This window comes from Paraburkholderia sp. Cpub6 (assembly GCF_014201065.1).
GTDB lineage: Bacteria > Pseudomonadota > Gammaproteobacteria > Burkholderiales > Burkholderiaceae > Paraburkholderia > Paraburkholderia tuberum.
Genome location: NZ_JACHDM010000001.1, coordinates 912,630 through 938,425, shown reverse-complemented (window position 1 = coordinate 938,425; position 25,796 = coordinate 912,630). Strand labels below are relative to the sequence as shown.

Annotated in this window: 22 protein-coding genes; 15 read left to right on the top strand and 7 right to left on the bottom strand. The window is 65.4% G+C overall.

Translation table 11 applies throughout. The features are described 5' to 3' along the window. Positions 1-5 precede the first annotated feature (5 nt). Both HDG33_RS04110 and HDG33_RS04105 read right to left on the bottom strand, forming a co-directional pair. Complete coding sequence (locus HDG33_RS04110; protein ID WP_184022704.1) at positions 6-800, bottom strand: sugar phosphate isomerase/epimerase; 795 nt, start codon at positions 798-800, stop codon at positions 6-8. Between the two features lie 236 nt (positions 801-1,036). After that, positions 1,037-1,930, bottom strand: a complete 894-nt coding sequence (locus HDG33_RS04105) for a LysR family transcriptional regulator (protein ID WP_184022703.1) — start codon at positions 1,928-1,930, stop codon at positions 1,037-1,039. Positions 1,931-2,062: 132 nt separating this feature from the next. Here HDG33_RS04105 and HDG33_RS04100 point away from each other — a divergent pair, with 132 nt between their 5' ends. From HDG33_RS04100 to HDG33_RS04075, 6 genes are all read left to right on the top strand, one after another. Beyond that, positions 2,063-3,142 carry a YeiH family protein gene (locus tag HDG33_RS04100; RefSeq protein WP_184022702.1) on the top strand — a complete coding sequence of 360 codons (1,080 nt, stop codon included), beginning with the start codon at positions 2,063-2,065 and terminating at the stop codon, positions 3,140-3,142. 201 nt (positions 3,143-3,343) lie between these two features. After that, positions 3,344-4,081: a glutathione S-transferase gene (locus HDG33_RS04095; RefSeq protein ID WP_184022701.1), complete on the top strand. Its 738-nt coding sequence runs from the start codon at positions 3,344-3,346 to the stop codon at positions 4,079-4,081. Positions 4,082-4,193: 112 nt separating this feature from the next. Then, positions 4,194-5,927 (top strand): ClcB-like voltage-gated chloride channel protein, encoded by a 1,734-nt coding sequence (locus tag HDG33_RS04090; protein WP_184022700.1) that lies wholly within the window; start codon positions 4,194-4,196, stop codon positions 5,925-5,927. A 142-nt stretch (positions 5,928-6,069) separates the two neighbouring features. Continuing rightward, the gene (locus HDG33_RS04085) at positions 6,070-7,407 is read left to right on the top strand and encodes a C45 family peptidase (RefSeq protein WP_184022699.1); all 1,338 of its coding nucleotides are present in this window, start codon (positions 6,070-6,072) and stop codon (positions 7,405-7,407) included. A gap of 216 nt (positions 7,408-7,623) precedes the next feature. Continuing rightward, positions 7,624-7,878, top strand: a complete 255-nt coding sequence (locus HDG33_RS04080) for a hypothetical protein (RefSeq protein WP_184003891.1) — start codon at positions 7,624-7,626, stop codon at positions 7,876-7,878. Positions 7,879-8,070: 192 nt separating this feature from the next. After that, entirely contained in the window at positions 8,071-8,301 is a 231-nt protein-coding gene (locus HDG33_RS04075; protein ID WP_184022698.1) for a DUF2795 domain-containing protein, read from the top strand. A gap of 31 nt (positions 8,302-8,332) precedes the next feature. Here the strand turns inward: HDG33_RS04075 and HDG33_RS04070 are convergent, their stop codons facing one another. Next, positions 8,333-9,397, bottom strand: coding sequence for a LysR family transcriptional regulator (locus tag HDG33_RS04070; RefSeq protein ID WP_184022697.1), 1,065 nt, complete (start codon positions 9,395-9,397; stop codon positions 8,333-8,335). Between the two features lie 270 nt (positions 9,398-9,667). Here HDG33_RS04070 and HDG33_RS04065 point away from each other — a divergent pair, with 270 nt between their 5' ends. Continuing rightward, positions 9,668-9,886 carry a hypothetical protein gene (locus HDG33_RS04065; protein ID WP_184022696.1) on the top strand — a complete coding sequence of 73 codons (219 nt, stop codon included), beginning with the start codon at positions 9,668-9,670 and terminating at the stop codon, positions 9,884-9,886. Between the two features lie 85 nt (positions 9,887-9,971). On the opposite strand, the gene HDG33_RS04060 is transcribed toward HDG33_RS04065, so the two are convergent. Beyond that, on the bottom strand, positions 9,972-10,589 hold the full coding sequence (locus HDG33_RS04060; RefSeq protein ID WP_184022695.1) for a TetR/AcrR family transcriptional regulator: 618 nt from the start codon (positions 10,587-10,589) through the stop codon (positions 9,972-9,974). A 218-nt stretch (positions 10,590-10,807) separates the two neighbouring features. Between HDG33_RS04060 and HDG33_RS04055 the strand changes: the two genes are divergently transcribed. The 3 genes from HDG33_RS04055 to HDG33_RS04045 are packed head-to-tail and all read left to right on the top strand — an operon-like array spanning position 10,808 to position 16,661. After that, positions 10,808-11,956, top strand: coding sequence for an efflux RND transporter periplasmic adaptor subunit (locus HDG33_RS04055; protein WP_184022694.1), 1,149 nt, complete (start codon positions 10,808-10,810; stop codon positions 11,954-11,956). Next, positions 11,953-15,081, top strand: coding sequence for an efflux RND transporter permease subunit (locus tag HDG33_RS04050; protein ID WP_184022693.1), 3,129 nt, complete (start codon positions 11,953-11,955; stop codon positions 15,079-15,081). Before HDG33_RS04055 ends, HDG33_RS04050 begins: the two co-directional genes overlap by 4 nt. 14 nt (positions 15,082-15,095) lie before the next feature. Next, positions 15,096-16,661 carry an efflux transporter outer membrane subunit gene (locus HDG33_RS04045; RefSeq protein ID WP_184022692.1) on the top strand — a complete coding sequence of 522 codons (1,566 nt, stop codon included), beginning with the start codon at positions 15,096-15,098 and terminating at the stop codon, positions 16,659-16,661. Between the two features lie 175 nt (positions 16,662-16,836). Here HDG33_RS04045 and HDG33_RS04040 read toward each other — a convergent pair whose 3' ends face one another. Then, entirely contained in the window at positions 16,837-17,166 is a 330-nt protein-coding gene (locus HDG33_RS04040) for a DUF2489 domain-containing protein (RefSeq protein ID WP_184022691.1), read from the bottom strand. A gap of 343 nt (positions 17,167-17,509) precedes the next feature. On the opposite strand from HDG33_RS04040, the gene HDG33_RS04035 reads away from it, so the two are divergent. Both HDG33_RS04035 and HDG33_RS04030 read left to right on the top strand, forming a co-directional pair. Beyond that, positions 17,510-18,265, top strand: coding sequence for a hypothetical protein (locus tag HDG33_RS04035; protein ID WP_184022690.1), 756 nt, complete (start codon positions 17,510-17,512; stop codon positions 18,263-18,265). Positions 18,266-18,280: 15 nt separating this feature from the next. Then, positions 18,281-18,640, top strand: a complete 360-nt coding sequence (locus tag HDG33_RS04030; protein WP_184022689.1) for a hypothetical protein — start codon at positions 18,281-18,283, stop codon at positions 18,638-18,640. Between the two features lie 82 nt (positions 18,641-18,722). On the opposite strand, the gene HDG33_RS04025 is transcribed toward HDG33_RS04030, so the two are convergent. Then, complete coding sequence (locus HDG33_RS04025) at positions 18,723-21,224, bottom strand: penicillin-binding protein 1A (protein WP_184022688.1); 2,502 nt, start codon at positions 21,222-21,224, stop codon at positions 18,723-18,725. 559 nt (positions 21,225-21,783) lie between these two features. Between HDG33_RS04025 and HDG33_RS04020 the strand changes: the two genes are divergently transcribed. From HDG33_RS04020 to HDG33_RS04010, 3 genes are all read left to right on the top strand, one after another. Further along, positions 21,784-22,446, top strand: a complete 663-nt coding sequence (locus tag HDG33_RS04020; protein WP_184022687.1) for a hypothetical protein — start codon at positions 21,784-21,786, stop codon at positions 22,444-22,446. A 480-nt stretch (positions 22,447-22,926) separates the two neighbouring features. Beyond that, the gene (locus HDG33_RS04015) at positions 22,927-23,607 is read left to right on the top strand and encodes a PspA/IM30 family protein (RefSeq protein ID WP_184022686.1); all 681 of its coding nucleotides are present in this window, start codon (positions 22,927-22,929) and stop codon (positions 23,605-23,607) included. A gap of 161 nt (positions 23,608-23,768) precedes the next feature. Then, positions 23,769-24,953: a tetratricopeptide repeat protein gene (locus HDG33_RS04010; RefSeq protein ID WP_184022685.1), complete on the top strand. Its 1,185-nt coding sequence runs from the start codon at positions 23,769-23,771 to the stop codon at positions 24,951-24,953. Between the two features lie 93 nt (positions 24,954-25,046). On the opposite strand, the gene HDG33_RS04005 is transcribed toward HDG33_RS04010, so the two are convergent. Further along, positions 25,047-25,715, bottom strand: coding sequence for a TetR family transcriptional regulator (locus tag HDG33_RS04005; RefSeq protein WP_184022684.1), 669 nt, complete (start codon positions 25,713-25,715; stop codon positions 25,047-25,049). Positions 25,716-25,796 lie beyond the last annotated feature (81 nt).

Sequence of the window (25,796 nt, the reverse complement as noted above, 5' to 3'; positions counted from 1 at the left end):
CGCGTCTACACGCGCGCAAGCCAGCTCACATAACGCGCGGCATCCGCGTCGATCCGGCTCGGATCGAACGGAAACTCGATGCCGCGCGGCACATCGCGCGGCAGCCGGTCGAGGAGCGCGCGCAATGGCGCGTCATCCTCGGCCGGCGCGCTCGCAAAGCGCCGCGCGCCCTCGCCCGTGGTGGTCTTGCAATGGATGTACTCGACGTACGGCGCGAGCTGCGGCGCGATGGGTAGCGGCGCGACGTCGAGCCACGCCCAGTTGCCGGTATCGAAGGTCATGCCGAGCACGCCCGCGTGGCCTTCACGCGCGAGCGCATCGAACAGCCCGACGAACTGCGCGGGCGAGCCGCCCTGCGCCAGTTGCCCGTTTTCGACGACGAGCCGTGGCTGCACACCGCCCGTGGTGCCCGAGCCGCTCGCGACGTGCGCGACGATGGCCGCGCCGTGAGCCTCGCCCGCGAAGCCGCCGAGTTGCAGCTTGACGAAGCGCGCGCCGAGCGCGGCCCCCTGATCGAGCGCGACACGCAGTGCGTCGGAATCGAGCTGGCCGTCCACCGCGTACAACGATGCCGGCGTCGAGAACACCGACCACAGCCCGAGATCGGCCAATGCCGCGCCGAGCGCGCGCAGCCGTTGCGGGTCCGCGTCCGCGTCGCTCGCGAACAGCTCCCGGCGCACTTCGAAACCCGCCGCGCCGGCGCGCTTTGCCGCCTGCGCCCATTTCAGATGGCCGTCGGCGCGCACGGCGTTCACACCGAACGCGCTGGCGACGACCACGATCTCCACTGCATCAGTCATGTCCAACTCACGCAATCCTGAAGCGAAACCGCTTTTGGAACCGGTTCCAATTAAACTTCGAAAAAAAGCGCCGAGGCGCTGCGATGTGCGAATGGTGCTCGGGACAGCCATCGCGCACCATAGAGGAAATCCCCAGGCGCGGCCGGCGTACGGCGAGCGTAAAGCGAAGCGCGCCGGCCACGGCAGCGCCCCGCCCGGGTTCGGATTCGCGACCCCATAGGCTGCCAGCGCGGAAGTCAGCCGCCCTCGTCCGCGACGCACATCGCCAGAAACTGCTCGACCACCCGCGACGGCGCGCTCGCATGCGGCACCAGAATCGACAGCCGCCGCGTCAGCGGCTGCGGGCTCAGCGACATGAGCCGCAGCGCGCCATCCTCATGCCGCATCGACATCGCCGACACGAAACCGACACCCATCCCCGCCCGCACCGCCTCCTTCACCCCTTCGACCCCCGCGATTTCGAGCGCCACGCGCATCGGCACGCCCGCGCGCGCGAACTCGCGCTCGACCGTCTGCCGCACGCCCGAGCCTTCCTCGCGCAGCACCAGCGGATACGCGCCGAACGCGGCCAGCTCGATGCGCCCGCCGTTGTCCGCCTGCGCGAGCGGATGCGAGCGCGGCATGATCGCGACGATCTCGTCCTCGCGCCACGCATGGACGACCGTGTCCGGCGGCAGATCTGCGCCGGCGGGACCCTCGATCATCGCGATGTCGACCGAGCCGAGCGCGCCGACGATCTCGGCCGTGTTGCCGTTGGCGGTATGCACGCTCACGTGCGGATAGCGGCGATGGAATTCGGCGATCAGGTACGGCAGCAGGTAGCTCGCCGGCGTCGTGCTCGCGCCGATCCGCAAGGTGCCCTGTTCGAGACCGCGCAGCGCGTCGCGATAGGCATGCGCCTGCCGCCAGGTGTCGCGCAGCCGCGCCGCATAGGCGGCGAGCTGCTCGCCGGCTGGCGTCAGCCGCACCCCGCGGCCATCGCGCTGATACAGCGGCTCGCCGAACTCGTCCTGCAATTGCCTCAGCTGACCGGACACCGCCGGCTGCGACAGATGCAGCGCCACCGCCGCCCGGCTGATGTTGCGATGCTCAGCGACGGCGGCGAACGTTATAAGTTGATCCGGGGTCATCTCGATTAAATATCCGTTTAGCCGATACTTCACATTCTAAATCACGATTTTTCATACCGATATATCTAATTTAGGATTAGCCCCATTGCTGCTTATGCAGTCCCATGCAAGTCCGTTACGAAGCCACCGATCATGTCCACACCCACCGCCCCGCTCGCCGCCGCCTCCCCCGCGCTGTCCACCCGGGGCCAGCTCAACGGCGTACTGTTCGTCGCGCTGTTCGCCGCCGCGGTCACGCGCATCGCGGCGATTCCGGCGATTGCCGGCCTTGGCCTGAGTCCGCTGATCGTCGGCATCGTCGCGGGTGCGATCTACGGCAACGCGCTGCGCGACAGCATGCCGGCCAGTTGGGCGGCCGGCGTGAATTTCTCGGCGCGCAAGCTGCTGCGCATCGCGGTCGCGTTCTTCGGCTTGCGCGTGAGCCTGCAGGAAATCGCCCAGGTGGGCCTGCCGGGTCTCGCGGACTCGGTGCTGATCGTCGTCAGCACGCTCGTGATCGGCACCTGGGCCGGCATGAAAATCATGAAGCTCGATCGCGACACCGCGCTCCTGACGGCGGCCGGCAGCGCGATCTGCGGCGCGGCCGCGGTGCTCGCGTTCGAATCGACGCTGCAATCGAAGCCGCACAAGAGCGCGATGGCGGTCGGCAGCGTCGTGCTGTTCGGCACGCTGTCGATGTTCCTCTACCCGGTGCTGTTCAACGCAGGCTGGCTGCATCTCGACACGGTCGGCGCCGGCCTGTTCTTCGGCGGCACGATCCACGAGGTCGCGCAGGTGGTCGGCGCGGCGAGCAACGTGAGCCCCGAAGCGACGCACATCGCGACGATCGTCAAGATGACCCGCGTGATGCTGCTCGTGCCGGTATTGCTGGTGGTCGGCCTGTGGGTGAACCGCGCGACGCGCGGCGCGAAGGATGGCGGCACGGACGGCGCCGCCCCGCGCAAGCTGGCGATCCCCTGGTTCGCACTCGGCTTCCTCGCCTGCGTGGCGATCAACTCGCTGCATGTGCTGCCGGAAAGCGCCACCTCGACGCTGAACCTGTTCGACACCTTCGCGCTGACGATGGCGATGACCGCACTCGGCATGGAAACGCGCTTCTCGCAGATTCGCGAAGCGGGTCCGCGCGCGCTGACCACCGGCCTGATTCTGTATGTTTGGCTGATCGCCGGCGGACTCGGCATCACATGGACCGTCCAGCACCTGTTCCACTAAGCCGTCGCCGGCTCTCCCGCCTTCCCCGACACCCCGCCGCGCGCGGGGTTTTGCGCTTTCTGGCGCCCCATCCGGGCCGATCACACGGCATACTCGGTGCTGCGAACTTTGCCCCCCAACCCGCCCGTGCGCGACGTCCGATGGCAGCGGTGAAACCGCCTTCCCGCGACGCGTCCGGGCGACCGGAATGAGGATCGATCGATGGGACTGGAACTGTACTACTGGGATGGCCTGCAAGGCCGCGGCGAATTCGTGCGGCTCGCGCTGGAGGAAGCCGGCGTCGACTATGTCGAAGTCGCGCGCGGCAAGCCTTCGAAGGGACTTGGCACCAAAGCGATGATGGCGGTGATGCAAAGCCCCGACGAGCCGTATCCGCCGTTCGCGCCACCGTTTCTGAAAGACGGCGATCTGGTGATCGCGCAGACCGCCAACATCCTGTTCTATCTCGGCCCGCGGCTCAAGCTGGCGCCGGAGGTGGACAGCCTGCGCTATGTCGCGAACGGCCTGCAGCTGACGATCGCCGACGTCGTCACCGAAGCGCACGACACCCACCATCCGCTCGCGAGCGGCCTCTACTACGAGGAGCAGAAAGACGCGGCGAAGGTGCGCGCGCACGATTTCATCGACCATCGGATTCCGAAGTTCATGTCGTACTTCGAGCGCGTGCTCGCGCAGAATCCGGCCGGCGACAGCTTCATGGTCGGCGACACGCTGACCTATGTGGACCTGTCGATGTTCCAGCTGATCGACGGTCTGCTGTACGCGTTTCCGCGCGCGCTGAAGCGCTTCGGCGAGCACTATCCGCGGCTCGCCGCGCTGCACGACGCCGTGATCGCAAGACCGAACATCGCCGCGTATCTGGACTCGGACCGGCGCATCGGCCATAACGAAAGCTGCATCTTCCGGCACTATCCTGAACTCGACAAGGCGGCGGCTTGAACCGCGCCGCCCGCCCCCGCCCGCTCGCCGCCGCGCGCCCGCCATTCGAGGCGGGCGCGCTGCTGTTGTGCCGCGGTTTTTTCAACCTTCCTTCACGCCCCGTACTGACGACGTGCTTTCATTCCTGCTGAAGCTGCGCACCCGCGCCCAAAACGTTTTCCGCCTCTCAGAAGCCCATACGGTGCTGGTCTGGGCCGTTGTGGTCGGCATTGCCGGCGCGTTGGCGACCATCGTGTTTCGCAGGGGCATCGAACTGCTGCAACTGGCGATTGCCGGCCGCTCCGGCAGCTTCGTCGACATGGCGCGCAGCCTACCGTGGACCATGCGCATCTGGCTGCCGGCCGCGGGTGGTCTCGTCGCCGGCATTTTCCTGCTGATCGCGCAGCGTCACGCCGACACGAACAAGCACACCGACTACATGGAAGCGGTCGCGATCGGCGACGGCGTCGTGCCGGTGCGCCTGAGCCTGTGGCGCAGCGTGTCGTCGCTGTTTACGATCGCGAGCGGCGGTTCGATCGGCCGTGAAGGTCCGATGGTACAGCTCGCGGCGCTCGCCTCGTCGCTGATCGGCCGCTGGGTCCACTTCGATCCGCCACGGCTGCGCCTGCTCGTCGCGTGCGGCGCGGCGGCCGGTATCACGTCCGCGTACAGCGCGCCGATCGCGGGCGCGTTTTTCGTGACCGAGATCGTGCTCGGCTCGATCGCGATGGAAAGCTTCGGGCCCGTGCTGGTCGCAGCGGTCGTCGCGAACATCACGATGCGCGAGTTCGCCGGCTACAAGCCGCCCTACGAGATGCCGGAGTTTCCGACCGTGACCGGTCCCGAGGTGCTGCTGTTCGTCGCGCTCGGCGCGCTGTGCGGCGCGGCCGCGCCGCAGTTTCTGCGGCTGCTCGACGCATCGAAGGCGGCCTTTCGCAAGCTGCCGGTGGCGTTGCCGGTGCGGCTCGCGCTCGGCGGTCTCGTGGTCGGCATCATTTCGGTCGCGGAGCCCGAGGTGTGGGGCAACGGCTACAGCGTCGTGAACTCGATCCTGCATTCGCCGTGGACATGGTCCGCGCTCCTGCTGGTGCTCGTCTGCAAGCTCGCGGCGACCGCGGCGACGGCCGGCTCCGGCGCGGTGGGCGGCGTGTTCACGCCGACGCTGTTCGTCGGCGCGGCGGTCGGCTCGCTGTTCGGCCAGGGCATGCACGCGTTGTGGCCGCATGCGACGTCGGCCGCTTACGCCTATGCGATGGTCGGCATGGGCGCATTCCTCGCGGGCGCGACCCAGGCGCCGCTGATGGCGATCCTGATGATCTTCGAGATGACGTTGAGCTATCAGGTCGTGCTGCCGCTGATGCTGTCGTGCGTGGTCGCGTATTTCATCGCTCGCGCAATCGGCAAGACCTCGATGTACGAGATCACGCTGCGCCGCAATCGCGAGGAGCAGGAGCGCACGCGATTGCGCGCGACGCAGATGCGCGAGCTGATCCGCCCCGCGCAGACCGTCGTGCCGCCGAACGCGACCGTGCACGACATGACGCGCGTGTTCCTCGAGTATCCGGTCAAGTATCTGTACGTCGCGAACGACTCGGGCGCGTTTCTCGGCGTGGTCGCGCTGAAGGACATCACGTCCGATCTGCTCGAGCGGCGCGAAACGTCGATGAAAACCGCCGCCGATTATCTGCAGCCGCATTTCGACGTGCTGACGCCGGACATGTCGCTCGCCATCGCGTTACAGCACTTCATGGCGTTTCAGGGCGAGCGGCTGCCGGTGATCGAAAGCACCGCGCATCCGAAGCTCGCCGGCGTCGTCTACAAGACCTCGCTGCTCGATGCGTACTTCCGCATGAGTCCTTCGCGCTAGAGCTTTCGCAGGCTTCGCGGGGCGCGATGCAAAGCGCCGCGGATTCTCTACAATGGACAGACCCGCCGGCCCTTCACGCGGCCGGCACGCGTGAGCCCAGCTTGGGCGCAGCGACAGCGCCCGCCGTATCGTCGGAGCGAAGATGAGCGAACCGTCCCCCGAGGCCGTACGCCGCGATCAGGCCGGCTGGATTTTCGTGCATATCGAAGGTGAGCCGTACGATCGCGGCGAGCAGCACGGCCAGTTGCTCGCCGACGAAATCAGAAACGCGATCCGCACCGCGCGCTATCTCGCCAAATGGGACACCGGCGAGGAGTTCGACACCTTCGTCAATGCCGCGACGAGCCAGTTCGCGAGCAAGCTCGACACCGAATTCGCCGATGAAATCCATGGCATCGCCGACGGCGCGAAGCTGCCGTTCGCCGAAGTGCTCGCGTGGAACGGCTACATGGATCTGCTGCAAAGCTGGTGGCCGACGCACGCCGCGCAGGCGCAGCCGCATCTGGGCGCGAAACTGTGGCGCGGCCGGCGCGGTCACCACTGCAGCGCGTTCATCGCGACCGGCAACGCGACGCGCGACGGCCGTATCGTGATGGCGCACAACTCGTGGGACCGCTACGCGGCCGGCGACGCGTTCAACGTCGTGTTCGACATCGTGCCCGACCGCGGCAACCGCATCCTGATGCAGGGCCTGCCGGGCTGCATCTCGAGCCTGACCGATTTCTGGGTCACGGCGGCCGGCCTGATGATCACCGAAACGACAATCTCGAACTTCGCGGGCTACAACGCGGCCGGTGCGCCCGAGTTCTATCGCTCGCGGCGCGCGTCGCAATATGCGAACAGCATCAAGGAATGGTGCGACATGTTCTCGCTCGCGAACAACGGCGGCTACGCGAACAGTTGGCTGCTCGGCGACACGAAGACCGGCGAGATCGCGCGTTACGAACTCGGGCTGCACTATGCGGGCTTCGAGACCACCAAAGACGGTTTCTACAGCGGCTACAACACCGCGACGGATCTGAAGATCCGCAACCAGGAATGCATCGGCGAAGGCGAGGACTATACCGACGTGCGCAAGAACGGCGCGCGGCGTCTGCGTTTCATGCAGCTCGAGGAACTGCATCGCGGCAGCATCGACGTCGAGCTCGCGAAGCAGATGATCGCCGATCATCACGACGTCTATCTCGATCGCAACGACAACCCGTGCTCGCGCACGATCTGCGGGCATCTGGAGCTCGACGACGCGCGCTTCGGCGGCACCGATCACGGGCCGTTCAATCCGTGGGGCGCGAACGACGGCAAGGTGGTCGACAGCGAAATGGCCCGCGAGATGGCCTTCACCGCGCGCTGGGGGCATCCGTGCGGCCGGCCGTTCGACGCGCAGGCGTTCATGAAGCGGCATCCGCAGTGGAACTGGCTGAACGGCTATATGCGCGACCGGCCGTCGTGGCCGTGGACGCGCTTCGAGGTGCTGCGCTAGCGCATGGCGGACGCGCGCGCCTGTTCGTGCCATGATGGAACCTACAATACGGTTTTGCCGCAAATGTGCGCGCGTTGCAGTATTTGCCATCTAAGATGGTAAGGAGCCTGGGCCGCGCAGCGCCATGCCGTCCTCGGCTTGCACCGTCCTCTCGACGCGGGACGGCACAGGGCTTGCTCGATTGTCAGCGCCGCATGAGCTTTAGGAGGTCGGGCGATGAAAACCTCGACACTGTTAATCATGGTGACGCTGTCAGCCTCGTGCTTTGCCGCGCCGGTTCACACCGCCTCGGACAGCACGGATTCCATCACGCTTGCGCAACGCGCGAACGCCGCGCCGGTCGCGCCTCCGGCCCCAGACGTGTCGAGCACCGACGCCAGCCGTCCGCAGCACTGGGAGCATATTGCGCTGCCGAAGTCCCGACATCTGGAACGCAGCCTGACCGGGCAGAACGAGCATCTGACCACGTGAGAGCCGCCGCAACGGCGGGCGGCGGCGCGGCTACGACGGCGCGCCTGCCCGGTTTGCGCCGGCCGTCATGACGATGGGGCGGCGATGCGCGCGGGATTGCAACAGACAGCGAGAAACTCATCGCGGCGAGGCGCTGGCTTTTCGTGGCAGCAATAACGACGTGACTAACTTAAGCTCACCAGGAGCATGCGCATGACGGCCTCGGACATCCCCGGCGAATCGATCGATCTGCAGATCGCCGATTTTCTCAGCGAAGTCGAATTCCCGACCAACAAGGACGCACTCGTCGACGCCGCGCGCGAAGCCGGCGCGAGCAACGAGGTGTTGGCGATGCTCGATGGTATGCCGGAGCAGGATTATGTCGACATCGAGTCGGTCACGCGCCTGATCGGCGGCAACTATGGTCCGGGCCTGGGGATCTGAACCCGGATTCAGCCTCGCCTCACCTCACACGTCAGAACTGCGACGACGCCGCGATCCGCGCGCGCGCCACCCGCGTCACAGGGCGCGTCGTGCGGCTGTTTCCGAGCGCGTCGTCGGCGATCTCGCGCGCCCTCGGAGCGTCGGACCCGCTCACCCCGGCCACCACCCGCACCGGCGCCACGCTACGGGAATCCCGCGCCTGCGCGCTGTCCGGCTGGAAATGCTCGACCAGATGGTCGATGAACGTCCGCACCTTCGCCGGCAGATGCAGCCGGCTCGGATACGCAATCGTGATTTCGATGGGCGGCAGACTGTATGCGTCGAGCAGACGCACGAGCCGCCCCGCCGTCAGATCACTGCCGATCAGGTAGCTCGGCAGGATCGCCACGCCCATGCCGAGCAGCGCGAACTGCCGCAGCATCTCGGCGTTGTTCGCCGCGATCGCGTTGGTCGGCCGCACCCGCACTTCGCCGTCCGGCCCATTGAACAACCGCTCCTCGCCGCCCTGCTCGGCCGGCCTGCTCAGGCACGAATGCCTGAGCAGATCCGCGGGGCGCTTCGGCGTGCCGTGTTGCGCCAAATACTCGGGCGTCGCGCAAACCGTCATGTACCCGGTCGTCAACCGCCGCGTGACGATGCTCGCGCTGCGCATGTGCCGCGCAGCCAGGATGCCGACGTCGAAGCCCTCTTCGACCAGATCGACGTGGCGGTCGGCGAGCGTGACGTCGGGCACGACGTCGGGATAGCGCGCCGCGTACGACTGCACGACCGGCGCGAGACTGTGCAATCCGAACACGACCGGCGCGACGATGCGCAGCGTGCCGACCGGCTCGTGATTGCGCGCCACCACCATCTGCTCGACGCTCTCGAGATCGGCGAGGATGTGGCGTACGCGCTCCAGATAGGTCGCGCCCGATTCGGTCAGCGAAAGACGGCGGGTGGTGCGGTTCAGCAGTCGCGTGCCGAGCCGCGCTTCGAGATCCGCGACGTGCCGCGTGACGACCGCGGTGGACACATCCAGCGCGCCCGACGCGCCGACGAAACTGCCGAGGTCCGCCACCTTGACGAACACGCGCATCGACTGCAGTTGATTCATGGGACGACTCCTGCCTCGGTAAAGCCGGGCCGGCGCAATCGTTGCCGCCTGTGTCGACCCGCGCCGCATGGGCGCGCGCGGGTCCGCCCAACGCAACCGATTCTAGCGATAGGACATGTCCCAACCCTGACCCCGACATGACATTCCGGTCAGATTCGGCGCGGCGTGTCCATCGCGCCACTATTACGGCGTCTATCGTGGATTTTAGCTAGGTATAAACCCTAGTTCGCTGGTAAGATGGCGGCCAAAGAAAGTTACCGCTACACCGCCATGCCACATCGTTTTCGTCTGCTGGAAAAGATCGCGTTTTCGCTGGTTTGCTGGTCGGCCGCCGCGAGCTCGGCCTATATCGGTTACGAGCGCTGCCCCGATATCAAAGTTGCCCTGCACGCCGGGGAAAAATTCCTCGACGCCAGCGGCCAATACGCGTTCGCGTTCGCGTGCGCGGCGCCCGCCGCCGAGGCCTGCGCGCAACTGCCGGTCGAATGATTCTTCCGCCTTGAACCGTATCTGATGCGCGATCCCTCCGGGTCGCGCATTCGCGCATCTGCGCCTCCAGGCTCAACGCCTACCGTTACGCATCGCGCCCGAACACCACGCGCGAGAAAAACCCCGCCAGCACCGTTTCGGCCATCTCCGCCGGGACATTCTGCGGATCGACCGTGTAGAAGAACTGCACGCCGTCGCACAGACCCATCAGGCCGATCGCGAGCTGCTCGGGCTGCATCGGCATCGGCGTGCCCACGCGCTCCGAGAACTCGCGCACATAGGCGCTCAACTGTTCGATCTTTTCGTGCATGAACGCGTTGAAGCGCAGCCGGAAACGGCCGTCGCGCACCGCCAGCAGCTTCGCCTCGACCCACAACAGAAAACACTTGTTCTCGCGATGCAGCGAGCTGTAGTAGCGCAGCACGCGCGCCTCCATCTCCTCGCGCGACGCCGCGCTTTCGAAGATCGCATGCAGGCCCGCCTGCATCGCTTCGTGATCGCGCCGCAATAGCTCCAGAAACAGCTCGGTCTTGCTGCGGAAGTTCGAATAGAACGCGCCGCGTGTATAGCCAGCCGCCGCCGCGATGTCCTCGACACTCGCCGCGACGAAGCCCTTCTTCATGAAAATTGCCTGCGCGGCATCGAGCAGCCGCTCCCGCGTCTGGTCCTTGCTCTGCTCTCTTGTCAGTCTTTGACGTTTCATGGCCGCAAGCCTAGCACCCCAAAGAATTCAAATCCACCTATACATTCAGATACATGAGTGTATTAGAATGCATTGCTTCATTCAAAGCCATCCCTGTATGCCATTAGCATGACGCGGCATGCGGGTCTTCGCTGGCGGGCCGCGCGGCTTGCCGTGTTCGTTCGCTGTCTCCAGTTGGGGTAATTGTGAAGCGTCCCGGTTCTCCCGCATCGTCAGCGATGCGCCAGCAGTCTCCCCCATCCTCTCACCGCGGTTTCTCCAGGCAGACCTGCGCGCTGGCGCTGGCAGGCGTGCTAGCGCTCGCGGCCTGCTCGAAGAAGGAAGCCGCGGCGCCCGCGCCGCGCCCGGTGGTCGCGCTCGCCGTGCATGCGGACGGCCACGCGCTGCAGGCGGCGTCGCTGCCCGGCGAAGTGCAGGCGCGCTATTCGACGCCGCTGTCGTTCCGCGTCGCCGGCAAGATCATCGAGCGGCGGGTACGGCTCGGCGACACGGTGAAAAGCGGCGAAGTCGTCGCGCTGCTCGACCCGGCCGATGCGCAGAAAAACGCCGCGAGCACGCAGGCGCAGCTCGACGCCGCGCAGCACAACCTCGTCTATGCGCAGCAGCAGCTCGAACGCGACAGGGCGCAGGCCAAAGAAAACCTGATCGCGCCCGCGCAGCTCGAACAGACCACCAACGCCTACGCGTCCGCGCTCGCGCAGCGCGATCAGGCGCAGCAGCAGGCGGCACTCGCGAAGAACCAGCTGCAGTACACGACGCTCGTCGCCGGTCATGCGGGCGTCATCACGGCTGAACAGGCGGACACGGGCCAGAACGTGTCGGCGGGTCAGGCCGTCTACAACCTCGCGTGGAGCGGCGACGTCGACGTGCTGTGCGACGTGCCCGAAAGCACGCTCGCCGCATTCGCGGTCGGCCAGAACGCGAGCGTCACGCTCGCCGCGCTGCCGGGCCGCAAGCTCGGCGCACGCGTGCGCGAGCTGTCGCCGGCCGCCGATCCGCAGAGCCGCACCTGGCGCGCGCGTCTGACCCTGCTCGATGCCGGCGCCGACGTGCGCCTTGGCATGACCGCCGACGTCACGCCGGCCGTGCCGCTCGCCGCGGCGGCCGCGCAGCACGGCGTGTTCACGCTGCCGGTCACCGCGCTGTTTCACGAGGGGCGCCAACCGGCCGTGTGGGTCGTGCGCGCCGCGGACAACACGCTCGAGCTGCGTCGCGTGACCGTCACGCGCTACTACGAGCGCACGTTCGTCGTCAGCGATGGCCTGAAAGATGGCGAAAGCGTCGTGCTGCAGGGCGTGCACACCGTGAGCGCCGGCCAGAAAGTCCGCGCGATCGCGCCGCTGCATCCCGAGGACTTCGCTTCATGAGCACGTCGCACGAAGAAGGACGCTTCAATCTGTCCGCGTGGGCGCTGCGTCATCAGGCGCTGGTCGTATTCCTGATCGCGCTCGCCACCGCGTTCGGCATCCTCGCCTACACGCGGCTCGCGCAGTCGGAAGACCCGCCCTTCACGTTCCGCGTGATGGTGATCCGCACGTTCTGGCCGGGTGCCACCGCGCGCCAGGTGCAGGAGCAGTTGACCGATCGCATCGGCCGCAAGCTGCAGGAAACGCCGTACATCGATTTCGTGCGCAGCTACTCGCGTCCCGGCGAATCGCTGATCTTCTTCACGATGAAGGACTCGGCGCCGGTGAGCCAGGTGCCCGAGACGTGGTACCAGGTGCGCAAGAAAGTCGGCGACATCGCGTCGAGCTTGCCGCCGGGCATCCAGGGCCCGTTCTTCAACGACGAATTCGGCGACGTCTACACCAACATCTACACGCTCGAAGGCGACGGCTTTTCCGCCGCGCAACTGCACGATTACGCGGACCAGCTACGCTCGGTGCTGCTGCGCGTGCCCGGCGTCGGCAAGGTCGACTACTTCGGCGATCCCGATCAGCACATCTACATCGAGATCGCGAACACGCAGTTGACGCGTCTCGGCATCTCGCCACAACAGCTTGGGCAGGCGATCAACGCGCAGAACACGATCGCTCCCGCGGGTACGCTGACCACCACCGACGACCGCGTGTTCGTGCGCCCGAGCGGCCAGTTCAACGACGTGGGCGCGCTCGCCGACACGCTGATCCGCATCAACAACCGCACGCTCCGTCTCGGCGACATCGCGACGATCAAGCGCGGCTACGACGACCCGGTCGTCACGCAGATGCGCTTCGGCGGCAAGCCCGTACTCGGTATCGGCGTGACGATGCAGCCGGGCGGCGACGTGATCCGCCTCGGCCGCGCGCTCGATCAGCAGATGACCCAACTGCGCGCCGCGCTGCCCGCCGGATTGAATCTCGTCGAAGTATCGAGCATGCCGCACGCGGTCGCGCGCTCGGTCAACGACTTCCTCGAAGCGGTCGCCGAAGCGGTCGCGATCGTGCTGGTCGTGAGCCTCGTGTCGCTCGGCGTGCGCACCGGCATGGTGGTCGTGATCTCGATCCCAGTGGTGCTCGCGGTCACCGCGCTGTGCATGTACCTGTTCGATATCGGCCTGCACAAGGTATCGCTCGGCACACTCGTGCTCGCGCTCGGCCTGCTCGTCGACGATGCGATCATCGCGGTCGAAATGATGTCGGTGAAGCTCGAGCAAGGCTGGAACCGCACGCGCGCCGCGGCCTTCGCGTACACCAGCACCGCGTTTCCGATGCTGACCGGCACGCTCGTCACCGTAGCCGGCTTCCTGCCGATCGCGCTCGCGAAGTCGAGCACCGGCGAGTACACGCGCTCGATCTTCGAGGTGTCGGCGATCGCGCTGATCGCGTCGTGGCTCGCGGCGGTCGTGCTGATTCCGCTGCTCGGCTATCACATGCTGCCCGAGCGCAAGCGCCATGCGCACGAGCCTGACGATCACGAACATGACATCTACGACACGCGCTTCTACACGCGCTTGCGCGGCTGGATCGGCTGGTGCATCGAGCGGCGCTTCGTCGTGCTCGCGATCACCGTGCTGCTGTTCGTGCTCGCGATGGCCGGCTTCTCGCTCGTGCCGCAGCAGTTCTTCCCGAGCTCGGACCGGCCGGAGTTGCTGGTCGATGTGCGGCTGCCCGAAGGCGCGTCGTTCGATGCAACACTGCGCCAGGCGCAGCGCCTCGAACAGGTTCTCAAAGGCCGGCCTGAAATCGATCACTCAGTCAGCTTCGTCGGCACCGGCGCGCCGCGCTTCTATCTGCCGCTCGATCAGCAATTGCAGCAGCCGAACTTCGCACAGTTCGTGATCACCGCGAAGTCGGTCAAGGATCGCGAGAAGCTCGCGCAGTGGCTCGAACCGGAGTTGCTCAACAACTTCCCGGCGATCCGCACGCGCCTGTCGCGCCTCGAGAACGGGCCGCCGGTCGGCTATCCGGTGCAGTTCCGCGTGAGCGGCGACGACATCGCGACCGTGCGCTCGATCGCCGAACGCGTCGCCGCAACGATGCGCGCCAATCGCGGCACGCGCAACGTGCAGTTCGACTGGGACGAACCCGCCGAGCGCTCGGTGCGCTTCGAGATCGACCAGAAACGCGCGCGCGAGCTCGGCGTGACGTCCGAAGACGTCGCCAGCTTCCTCGCGATGACGATGTCCGGCTACACGGTCACGCAGTATCGGGAGCGCGACAAGCTGATCAGCGTCGATCTGCGCGCGCCGCGCGCCGAACGCGTCGACCCGTCGCAGCTGACCGCGCTCGCGATGCCGACGCCCAACGGCCCGGTGCCGCTCGGCACGCTCGGACATCTGCGCGACGACCTCGAATACGGCGTGATCTGGGAACGCAACCGTCAGCCGACCATCACCGTGCAGTCGGACGTGTCGGCCGGCGCGCAAGGCATCGACGTCACGCACGCGGTGGACCGCGCGCTCGCGCCGATCCGCGCGACGCTGCCGGTCGGCTACCGGATCGAGATCGGCGGCTCCGTCGAGGAAAGCGCCAAGGGTCAAACCTCGATCAACGCGCAGATTCCGATCATGGTGATCGCGGTGCTCACGCTGCTGATGATCCAGCTGCAAAGCCTCGCGCGCGTGCTGATGGTCGTCCTGACCGCGCCGCTCGGCCTGATCGGCGTCGTGCTCACCTTGCTGCTGTTCGGCCAGCCGTTCGGCTTCGTCGCGATGCTCGGCGTGATCGCGATGTTCGGCATCATCATGCGCAACTCGGTGATTCTCGTCGATCAGATCGAGCAGGACATTGCGTCGGGGCACAAGCGTTTCGATGCGATCGTCGGCGCGACCGTGCGGCGGTTCCGGCCGATCACGCTGACCGCCGCGGCCGCCGTGCTCGCGCTGATCCCGTTGCTGCGCTCCAACTTCTTCGGGCCGATGGCGACCGCGCTGATGGGCGGCATCACGAGCGCGACGATCCTCACGCTGTTCTATCTGCCCGCGTTGTACGCCGCGTCGTTCCGTGTGCGCAGCGACGAGCGCGAGCCGCAGACGCCGTCCGGTGCCGGCGCCACGCACACGGGTAACTGAGCATGAGCACGAGCATGACTATTCCCGCCCTATCCCGCCACCGCCGCGCGCGCTTCGACGCGCTGGCCCGTACCACGCTTGCCACCAGCATCGCCAGCATCACCTGCATGCTCGGCGCCTGCTCGTTTGGACCGAACGGCGACGCGCCCGCGATGCCGCAGCCCGCGCACTACGGTGCCGAGCCGCTACCGACGCAAACCGTGCCCGCGCAGGGCGTCACGCAGCAGTTCGTGACCGGCGCGCAGCCGGTGCCCGAATGGTGGAAGCTGTACCGCTCGGATGCGCTGAACGCGCTCGTCGACGAAGGCCTGCGCAATAGTCCGACGCTCGACGCGACCGACCGCAGTCTCGCCGCCGCGCGCGAGCAATTGCGCGCGCAGGTCGGCAGCTCGCTGCTGCCGACCATCGACGCCGGCGGCCAGGCCACCCGCAATCGCGCGCTCGCGATCCCCGAGATCGGACCGAACACGTTTCTGTACAACGTGTTCGTCGGTCAGTTGCAGGCGCACTACACGTTCGATCTGTTCGGCGCCGCGCGGCTCGCGAACGCGGCGCTCGCCGCGCGCGTGAACGTGCAGGTCTACCAGCTCGAGGCGGCGCGGCGCGCGCTCGCCGCGAACATCGTGACCGCGACGATCACGAGCGCCGCGCTGCATGCTCAGATCGACACGACCGAGCGGCTCGTGGTCCTCGCCAATGATCAGGCGCGCGATACCGAACGGCGCTTCGCGCTCGGCGCGGTATCGCATGCCGATCTGCTGAACGCGCAGCAGAGCGCGGCGAGCGTGTCGGCAAGTCTGCCGGCGCTGAAGCAACAGTGGCTCACTACGCGTCACGCGCTCGCGGTGCTGCTCGGCCGCACGCCCGATGCCGCGCCGGACGACATCGATCTCGCGCAGTTGCATGTGCCGGAGCAGGTCCCGGTCGTCGTGCCGTCGGAGCTGCTGCGCACGCGGCCTGACATCGAGGCCGCCGACGCCGCGCTGAAGGCCGCTGCGACCGATGTCGGCGTCGCCACCGCGCAGATGTTCCCGAGTCTGTCGCTGTCGGCATCGATGGGACAAGGCGGGTTTAGCTGGCCGGTCGCGATGTCCGGTGCGGGGGCGATCTGGAGCATCGGCGCGTCGCTGTCGCAACCGCTGTTTCATGGCGGCGCCCTGCTCGCGCAGCGCCGCGCGGCGCAGCACACGTACGAAGCGAGCGTGTCGCAGTACAAACAGACTGTGCTGGCCGCGTTTCAGAACGTCGCCGACACGCTCGCCTCACTCGAGCACGACGCGCAGTCGCTCGGCTCCGCGAACGTCGCCGCGCGTTCGGCACAGGGTGTGTTCAACGAGACCTCGGCGCGCTATCGGCTCGGCGCGCTGCCCGTCGCCGCGACGCGTTCGAGCGAGCAGCAATGGCGCAACGCGCAGCTCGATGAGATCCGCTATATGAGCGCGCGGCTGACGGATACGGCCGCGTTGTTTCAGGCGATGGGGAATCCGCTGGTTGATCAGGCAGGCGCATCATCGGCTGCGGCGACTTCGGCTTCTGCGCCTGCATCGGTTGGGACGACGAACACGGTGACATCCAACTAAATCTCGGATTCCGTACGGAACGCGGCGCACTTATCCCCAGTTCGTGTTGATGAACCTGTTGAAAACTGTCTGAACAACGGGCTAACGCATTGAACCTAATACGATTTGTTTGTACGGTGCGAAACGAATCAGAAGCAAGCCACAGTACACGTGCTCTGCAGCGCCCCAACGGTGTTTATCGATCACTGAATCGTGCTATCAGATCGATGCATGCTTGAGGCGCGAAAGAACTTGCCCACTCTTGCGAGCTTTTGAACTCGGACTCAAGATGAGCAAGCGCCTCAGATAGCCACTGCGATCGTTGCGCTTCGAAAGGCAAATGATCGGTCTCTGATCGAATGACGACGAAGACATCAAAGTCCGGATCGCGATCGGCAATCCCGTCTAACTGATTCTTAAGAGCGAGTAGCTGCGCCGCCCCTTCAAGAACCGAGAGATTGCCGTCCAACATTGCCTGTGCCACTGCCACTAAACGGCGACGCTCAAAGGTTTCACTTTCGTTCATTTCAAACCGTCGTCTATTTCAAAGATCGATCGGACGCCCATCGTGAGTCTGTGGTGAATAGAACTGTATCAGAATCGCGAAAAACGGCTCTCGATGGGAGATATCATCAATATCCGAGGTCATGACGATGATTTGCGTTGGATCTGCATCCCGTTATTTAACACTTGCTCATACTTTTTTCGTGCTTTTCCTTTCCGTCCAGTTTTGGGCTACCCGCGCACAGCCTTGAGTCACGGTTGCCGCGCACAGTGCGCATAGGTCACTGTAGCTATACCCGCAATTTTAGGATGATTCGCCATATAAACTATGCAAGATTTTCGATTTTCTCAATGCGAGTTAGATAATGGCAGATCAAAGTAGAACACGATACAGCTATACAGCTAAAGTTTCAGATGTAGTTAACATTCAGTTTCCCGTCGCCGCGAATATGGCTTGGGACGGATATGCAAGACACATCTATGACAAGACGAATTCCGTAATTCAGCAACAGGCCAAGCGACTCCTTCAGCGTGGGAATGTCACTCACGAGGAAGCCAGACAATTGGTCGAAGTGCAACGCAACGGTTTGGTGATTGAAATGCGCAGGCGTCTAAGTCCATTCGGGCGCTTTTACTCTGAGGCGCTCAAACCATCCAGAAATTTGCCAACCCTGGACACCCTGCTTCGAAAAAAAGGCAATATAGAAGCGGTTCTGTTGAGCGTCGGCAAAACGCGGTCTGTCGTTAACCGTATCGCATTTGTAGGCCGGATGGCTGGGTCCGCCGGCATCGTGATTGAGATTGTTGCCGTCGGCGTAGTCATCGAGAAAGCGCCGCAGAAGGACAAAGCGCGAGTAGCGACTGAGGAATTTGCAGGAGCCATCGGTGGATTGGCGGCGGGCACGGGAGGCATGTGGGCAGGTGCGGCGGCTGGCGCGGCATGGGCTGGCACATGGGCCGCGCCATCGTTGATGATTCCGGTCGTAGGAGAGTTGGCGGAAGGCGGGGCAATTGTGCTGGGGGGTATTGCCGGTGGCATGATGGCGAGCTGGCTCGGCCACCATGTCGGCAAGGAGGCCGCAGAGAATATCTGGCGCCTCGCCCCAATCAAATGGAAATAGAGCTACGACATGATAATGAGCCGGATCAACTCCTGGCTGCTAGGACGCCTGCCGTCACGCAGATTCTCCTTCGCTCTATCCCTGAGCGATAAGGGTCTCGTCGTGACAAATCAGCAAGGCGAGCAACACATTGCCTGGGAAGATATTTGCGAAATCGTCGCTACGCGGTCAGAACAATCGATTGGAAATTCGATCGTATTGCTCGTCCGGCTAGACGATGGCCGTACCATGACCGTGCCGGAAGGCGATTCAGCCTGGCATGATCTGACCATGAAGTTATCGGAGCATCTTGCCGGCGCGAAACGCTACGAGGAGTGGGCACTTCAGTCCGCTTTTTCCGACGATGTGCCTCGCGTCGAGGTGTTTCGCCGCTGACATGACGGTATGCGGCGAGAGCGGGCCGATGCCCGTATCGCTTAAGAATCCGCGGCCCCCCGCGCACCCGCCATCCGAGACATCAAGGCTTGTTCGACTCGAACAGATCCATGATCTGCTTCTTCTCGGTCGTCGACACGCTCGGCGGCGGCACCACCGGCGGCGTCATGCCCGCCGGGCCGACCCCGCCCACCGCATCGGTCGCGCCAGCCATCGGATTGCCCGAATCGAGACCGATGCTCGCGACGAAGCCTTGCCCCGGCAACTTGTCGGTAAAGAACAGCTCGCCGTTCATCACCGTCACACCGTCGGGTTGCTGCGGCTCGGCCTGTGGCACACCGCGCAGCGCGCGCTGCATGTACTCGACCCAGATCGGCAGCGCGAGCTGCGCGCCGAATTCGCGGCTGCCGAGACTCTTCGGCTGGTCGTAGCCCATCCACGCGACCGCCACCAGCGACTGCTGATAGCCGGCGAACCAGCCGTCCTTCGCGTCGTTGGTCGTGCCGGTCTTGCCCTGCAGGTCCGAGCGCTTCAACACGTTGGTGCCCGCGCCCGTACCCGCGGTCGCGACCGAGTGCAACAGGCTGTTCATGATGTATGCGTTACGCGGCTCGAGCGTGCGCGGCGCGTCGCGCCCAGCGACGAGCGGCTGCGCGCGCGAGATCGCCACGCCGCGCGCGTCGGTCACTTCGTTGATCAGATACGGATTGATCCGGTAGCCGCCGTTCGCGAACACCGAGTACGCGCCCGCCGACTGCAGCGGCGTGACGAGGCCCGCGCCCAGCGCCATCGGCAGATACGGCGGGGTCTTGTCGGCGTCGAAGCCGAAGCGCTGCGTGACGAAGTCCTGCGCGTACCTGGTGCCGATGAACGACAGGATGCGGATCGACACGAGGTTCTTCGACTTCTGCAGCGCGAGGCGCATTGACATCGGACCATCAGGCTGGTCGTCGTCCTTCGGCTCCCACGCGTCGCCGCCCGGCGTGCTCGGCGGGAAGTACAGCGGCGCGTCGTTGATGATCGTCGCCGGTGCGAGCCCCTTGTCGAGCGCCGCCGAATAGATGAACGGCTTGAAGCTCGAACCCGGCTGCCGCCACGCTTGCGTTACATGGTTGAACTTGTTCTTGTTGAAGTCGAAACCACCGATCAGCGCGCGGATCGCGCCGTCCTGCGGCGTCAGCGACACGAGCGCGCCCTCGACCTGCGGCAACTGAGTGATCTGCCAGTTGCCCTTGTCGTCGGCGACGAGGCGCACGATCGAACCCGGCTTGATGCGCAGCGTCGCGTTCGCGCGCGGGCTCAGCGCCGCGGCGACGAAGCGCAGGCCGTCGCCCGACACCGTCACCTGGGTGCCGTCGACCAGTTGCGCGGCCACCTGCTTCGCGCTCGCGTCCGTCACCACGCCGGCGATGATCTCGCCGTTGTCCGGGTGATCGGTCAGCGCGTCGTCGATCGTCTGGTCGCGGTCGTCGCCTGCCTCGGGCAACTGCACGAAGCCTTCCGGTCCGCGATAGCCGTGGCGCCGCTCGTAGTCCATCACGCCCTTGCGCACCGCGCGATACGCGGCGTCCTGATCGGCGGAATCGATCGTGGTGGTCACGTTCAGGCCGCGCGTATAGGTTTCGTCCTTGTACTGCGCGTACATCATCTGCCGCACCATTTCGGCGACATACTCGGCGTGCACGCTGTACTCGTTGCCCGGATTCTTCGTGTGAATCTCTTCCTTCACGGCCTGGTCGTACTGCTGCTGCGTGATGTAGTTCAGCTCGAGCATGCGTCGCAGGATGTACTCCTGACGGATCTTCGCGCGCTTCGGATTGACGACCGGGTTATACGCGGACGGCGCCTTCGGCAGGCCCGCGAGCATCGCGGCCTGGGCCAGCGTGAGGTCCTTCAGGTCCTTGCCGAAGTACACGCGCGCGGCCGCGGCGAAGCCGTACGCGCGCTCGCCCAGATAGATCTGGTTCATGTACAGCTCGAGGATCTGGTCTTTGGTCAGCGCGCGCTCGATCTTGTACGCGAGCAGCATCTCGTAGATCTTGCGCGTGTACGTCTTCTCGCTGGAGAGGAAGAAGTTGCGCGCGACCTGCATCGTGATCGTGCTCGCGCCCTGCGACGCGCCGCCATGCGCAAGGTCGGCGAAACCGGCGCGCAGGATGCCGACGAAGTCGACGCCGCCGTGTTCGTAAAAGCGGTAGTCCTCGATCGCGAGCACCGCTTTTTTCATCTGGTCGGGGATGTCCTGGAAGCGCACCAGGCTGCGTCGCTCCTCGCCGAATTCGCCGATCAGCACGTGATCGGCCGTGTAGACGCGCAGCGGCACTTTCGGGCGATAGTCGGTCAGCGCGTCGAGCGACGGCAATTGCGGCCCCATCACGACGAGCGCATAGCCGACGATCAGCGCCCCGACCACGGCGACGGTCGCGATCAGGCCGAAGAACCACAGCACGAGCGACGCGCCGATCGAACGACGGCCGCGCTCGGGCTCGCGCGAAGCGGCATTGCGTCCAGGGGTGCGTTGGTGGGAGTCCCGGTCTTCACCGGCCGGAGAGTTCGAGGAATGCGGTCGTTTGATGATTGGCATGACTGGAATAATGGGCCCGCAACTGCGCGCCTGTCTGCACGCGCTCGCGGCGCGCGCATGGGTCGTGTTCGACATCCTGGCCGGGACGTACGCCGCCCTGCGGACCTTGCCCCCGGCCGGCCGCACGGCACGCCTCGGACCATGTCCGGCGCAACGTAACAGCACATTTTAAAGAAATCGGCAGCGGTCCAAGGCAGTTTTTTTGTAAGAATTCCCTTTGCCGGCCGCCTTTTCCTGGTAAGGGTCTGTAATTTCGCGCAGCGCGCATTGCAGCGTGCGCGCGACGCGCAGCTTATGCGGGGTTATCAACATTTTCTGTTGAAAGGGCTGTGGACAAACCGGCCGCAAACACTACAACTCATTGATGCCACGGGATTTTCGCACCGCGCTTGTTCCGTGGCGGCGCAACTCGTCATATGATGAACCCCGCGCGCGTCCCTCGATGCGCGCGACGGGGACCCCAGCGGCGGGATCCAACGGCAGTTCCGATGACGGGTTCCGACACCGTATCCGAAGGCACGCGCCGAACCGCCCATGCTAACAAGACTGCGAGTCGATCATGTCCAAGCCCAGTGAGCGCATCGTCGTATTCGTCACGACCGCGCAGAAACGTGCGATCACCGCGACTGCCGAGGATCTGGGCATCAGCGTGAGTGAACTGATGCGGCGCGCGGTGCTGAGCTTCGGCGCGACCAGCGAACAGGTCAAGGCCGCGAGCATCGTCGACCGGCTGCGCGCGCCGCGCGCGCCCGATCCGCTGAACGCGGCGCTGCAGCGCGTCGCGCGCGGTACGCGCTATGCGCGCGCCGCGCTGCCGGTAGCGCTGCAAGCGGATGAGAAAGACGCGGCGGCTCCGGCGGCTGCCGGCGCGGCCGATGCCGTGGATTCGCCCTCGATCCAGCAAGCCGGTCGCCCCGCTCCCGTGACCGACGCTGTGGATGCCCCCTCGCTGCTTCCCGCGGGCGTCGCCGCCGCGCTCGCCGCCGAGCAGGACGAACAGGCCGCGGCCACCGCCGAAGCCGTCGCGCGTCTGACGGCAGCACGAGCCGCCGAAAATGCGGAAAACGCCGAAGCGGACGCAATCGACAACGCCGCGTCGAAACGGCTGCCCGGCACGTCGGCGCGTCTGCGCAACTCACTCAAGCGCCGTCCCAACGACCAGGACTCGGACGACGACGAACCGCACAGCGATCCGAGCGCCGAAGGCGGCCGTTTCGCGTGACGCAAAGCGTGACGGAAAATTACTGCGCACCGAGCCGCAATCACTGCATCCGAGCGAGCAGGCGAGCGTACGCAACGAGTCCCGGTTGCATATCGTTACATCAGTGACACCTGCGTGAAACGCCGCTCGGTAACGCCCGCCCACACCCGCAAACAGCGGCTTTTCGCGCATCGTCCGAGCCTTCGGGAAGCCGCATCGTTTAAGCCATCTTTAAGACAGCCGGTGGTGTAATATCCGCCGTCAAGTCCATGATCCGCCGTCAAGTCCATGCCCATCGCGGCTTTCCATCATCGATGGCAATCCTCAACCGGCATTGCGCCTCAACAAAAACGGACCGCGCTATTGCAATTGGCAAGTGCGCCCCGAACTCCGGTCCGAACGTTGCGCAGCATGGCTGCACGGCGGCGTAAAGTAGCAGTAGTTCAAGGCAGTCAGGCGCGCACGCATCGTCGGCGCCGCTCACATTCTCTGGAGGTTTTCATGTCGCTTTTTGACAGCATTTCGCGCACGCTCAAAGGTCTTTTGAACGATGCGGCCGACTCGGTGCAGGATCCGTCGCGCGACTCGCGCCAGATCGTGCGCGAACTCGACGACAGCATCGGCAAGGCCGAAAACTCGCTGATCGAGATTCAGGCGCAGGTCGCCACCCAGCAAAGCAAGCGCGATGTTGCCGCAGACAAGGCGAAGAAGTATGAAGACGGTGCTCGCCGTGCGCTGCAGTCCGGCGACGAAGCGCTCGCGCGTGAAGCGCTCGGTGCGCAGGCCACGGCCGAAGCCGAACGCGATGCGCTGACCAAAGAACTGACTTCGCTGGAGCCGTCGGTCGCGCAACTGAAGAGCCAGATCGAGGACATGCGCACGCGCCGCAACGACCTGAACGCGCGCTCGAGCATCCTGCAAGCCAAGCAGCAGATCGCGCAGGCGAAAGATACCGCGGCCACCGCACTCGGCGGCATCGGCGGCAAGAACCTGTCCGAGGATTTCCAGAAGCTCGAAGATAAAGTCGCGCTGTCGAACGCGCGTTCCGACGCACGTCTGAACTCCGCCGACGAAAAAAGCGGCAAGGCGCTCGACGACAAGCTCGCGGACCTGAACCGCGGCCCGTCCGTCGATGATCGGCTCGAAGCGCTGAAGAAGCAGCTCAATACGCCGGCGCAGTAAGTGCTGGATGCGTGTACTTCCTCGCAGCAAGTACACGCAGCAATGACAGCAGTAGCAGTACATGCCGGTGCGCTCGCTTCTGAACGCACCGGCATACCGGCCGCCACAGGCAGCCACCGCAATCGACTGATGGAGACGGGCGCGCCCCGCCCGGTCCGCAAATGAAAAAACTTTTCGCAACCGCCTTCGCTTCGCTGCTGCTCGTGTCGGCCGCGGCGTTCGCGGTGCCGACCGCCCAGCAAATCGAATCGGCGATGTCGCAGGGCAACTGGCAGCAGGCCGACGCCGGCCTCACCGAAGTGTTGCAAGCGCATCCGAACAACGCACACGCGCACTATCTGTACGCCCAGGTGCTCGATCGCGAAGGCCGTTCCGCCGAGGCGCTCGCGCAGCTCCAACAGGCAAAGACGCTCGATCCGCAGGTCCGCTTCACCGACCCGAGCCGCTTCGCGCAAACCGAAGCGCGCCTGCGCCGCGACGCGGAACGCGCGGGCGGCAACGTCACCCGTCACGCCGCGAATCCGTTCGCGCAGCAGAATGCGCCTGCTGTGCAGCAACAGTCGGCGATGATGTCGCAAGCGCAACAACGGCATGGTCCGGGGGTGGGTATGTGGATCGGTATCATTGTTCTGATCGCGGTGATCGCGCTCGTGCTGCGCTGGACCTTGCGCCGCGCGCGCAGCCAGGAAGACACGCGCGCCGACGAGGACCGCCGCGCGCAATTGAAGCGCGCCACCGACATGCTCAATACGGTGCGTTCGATCAAGCTCGACGTGAAGCTATCCACCGCGCCGGGTCACGAGTTGCTCGAGAAAGACGTCGAAGCGACCGAAGAACAGTTGCGCGGCGCCGTCGAAACGCTGTCGAACGGCAAGAATCCGCTGCCGCCCTATGCACTCGACGAGTTCGAGCAGCGCATCGCGAGCCTGCGCGCGCGCGCCGACGGCCGGCCCGATCCGACCGCCGCGTCCGTGGGCAGCGCTCAGCAATCGACGTACGCGCAGGAGGCCGAGCGCTTCGGCAACCCGCAACCGCCTTATCCGCAACAGGGTCCCTATCAGCAGCAGCCGCAGGTCATCGTGCAGCAAGGCGGTGGCATGGGTGGCGGCATGGGCGGTCTGCTGACCGGCGTGCTGCTTGGCGAGGCGCTCAGTCATGGGCGTGACCGCGTAGTCGAGCGCGACGTGGTCGTCGACCCCGACGAACTGCGCCGGCGCGGCGACGACGGCGGAAACGGCGGCGGCCTCGACTTCGGTCAGGGTTCGAACGACTGGAACGATGACGGCAGCGGCGGCGGCATCGACATGGGCAGCAACGACGATTCCGGCGGTTGGACCGATACCTGATCGAACCCGATCGATCCGCGTCGAATGAAAAGACAGGCTCCTTCGCGGAGCCTGTTTTTTGCCTGCCGGTTTTGTGTACCGCCTTCGTTCAAGTCAGGCCCGCGCCGACTCCGCCTGGCTACCCTCGTGCTGCGCGAGCACGACCGCCCCCGCAAACAGCCGCACGATGAAACGTTCCGCGTAATCGATCAATGCGTCGCGGCGCGCGGGGTTCGCATCGATGTATTCAGCGGATAGATGAAACAGTTGCAGCACGATCTGCGTGCAGACTTCGTCGACAGTCTCGCGCGCGAGTCGCGGCATCAATTCGAGCTGCACGACGTCGTCCGCCATCTCCGCCGACACCTCGTGCAGGTTCGCGCGCACCGCTTCGCGCAAAGCCGGCGACGTGCCGTGGTATTCGGCCAGCGCGCTCAGGAACGCCTCGCGGTTCGCGAGCGCGAACGCGAAAAACGCGACGCACGCGCGCCGCGGCACGCTGTGCGGTTCGTCGTGCGCGGCGAGCCAGCGCTCGCGCCGCAGCATCGGCCGAAGCCGTCGGCTCACCGAGGCGACGGCTTCGTGCGCAAGCTCGTCGAGCGCGCTGAAATGGCGGTAGAACGTGTTCGGATTGAGCCCCGCCTCGCGTGCGAGCTCGCGCAAGCCGAGGCTCGCGAAACTGCGGCCGCCGGCGGTCAACCGCAGCGCGGCCTCGATCAGCTTGCGCTTGCCGGGCGGCAACTCCGGGCCGGCGACGGACGCTGCTTCGGGGACGGTCGTCATCGTACGTTCAATCGTCGCGCGGTATGCGCGTTTAATAGCTGCACTCTAAACGATCTTGACGCGATGTGTACAGTTGTCTAC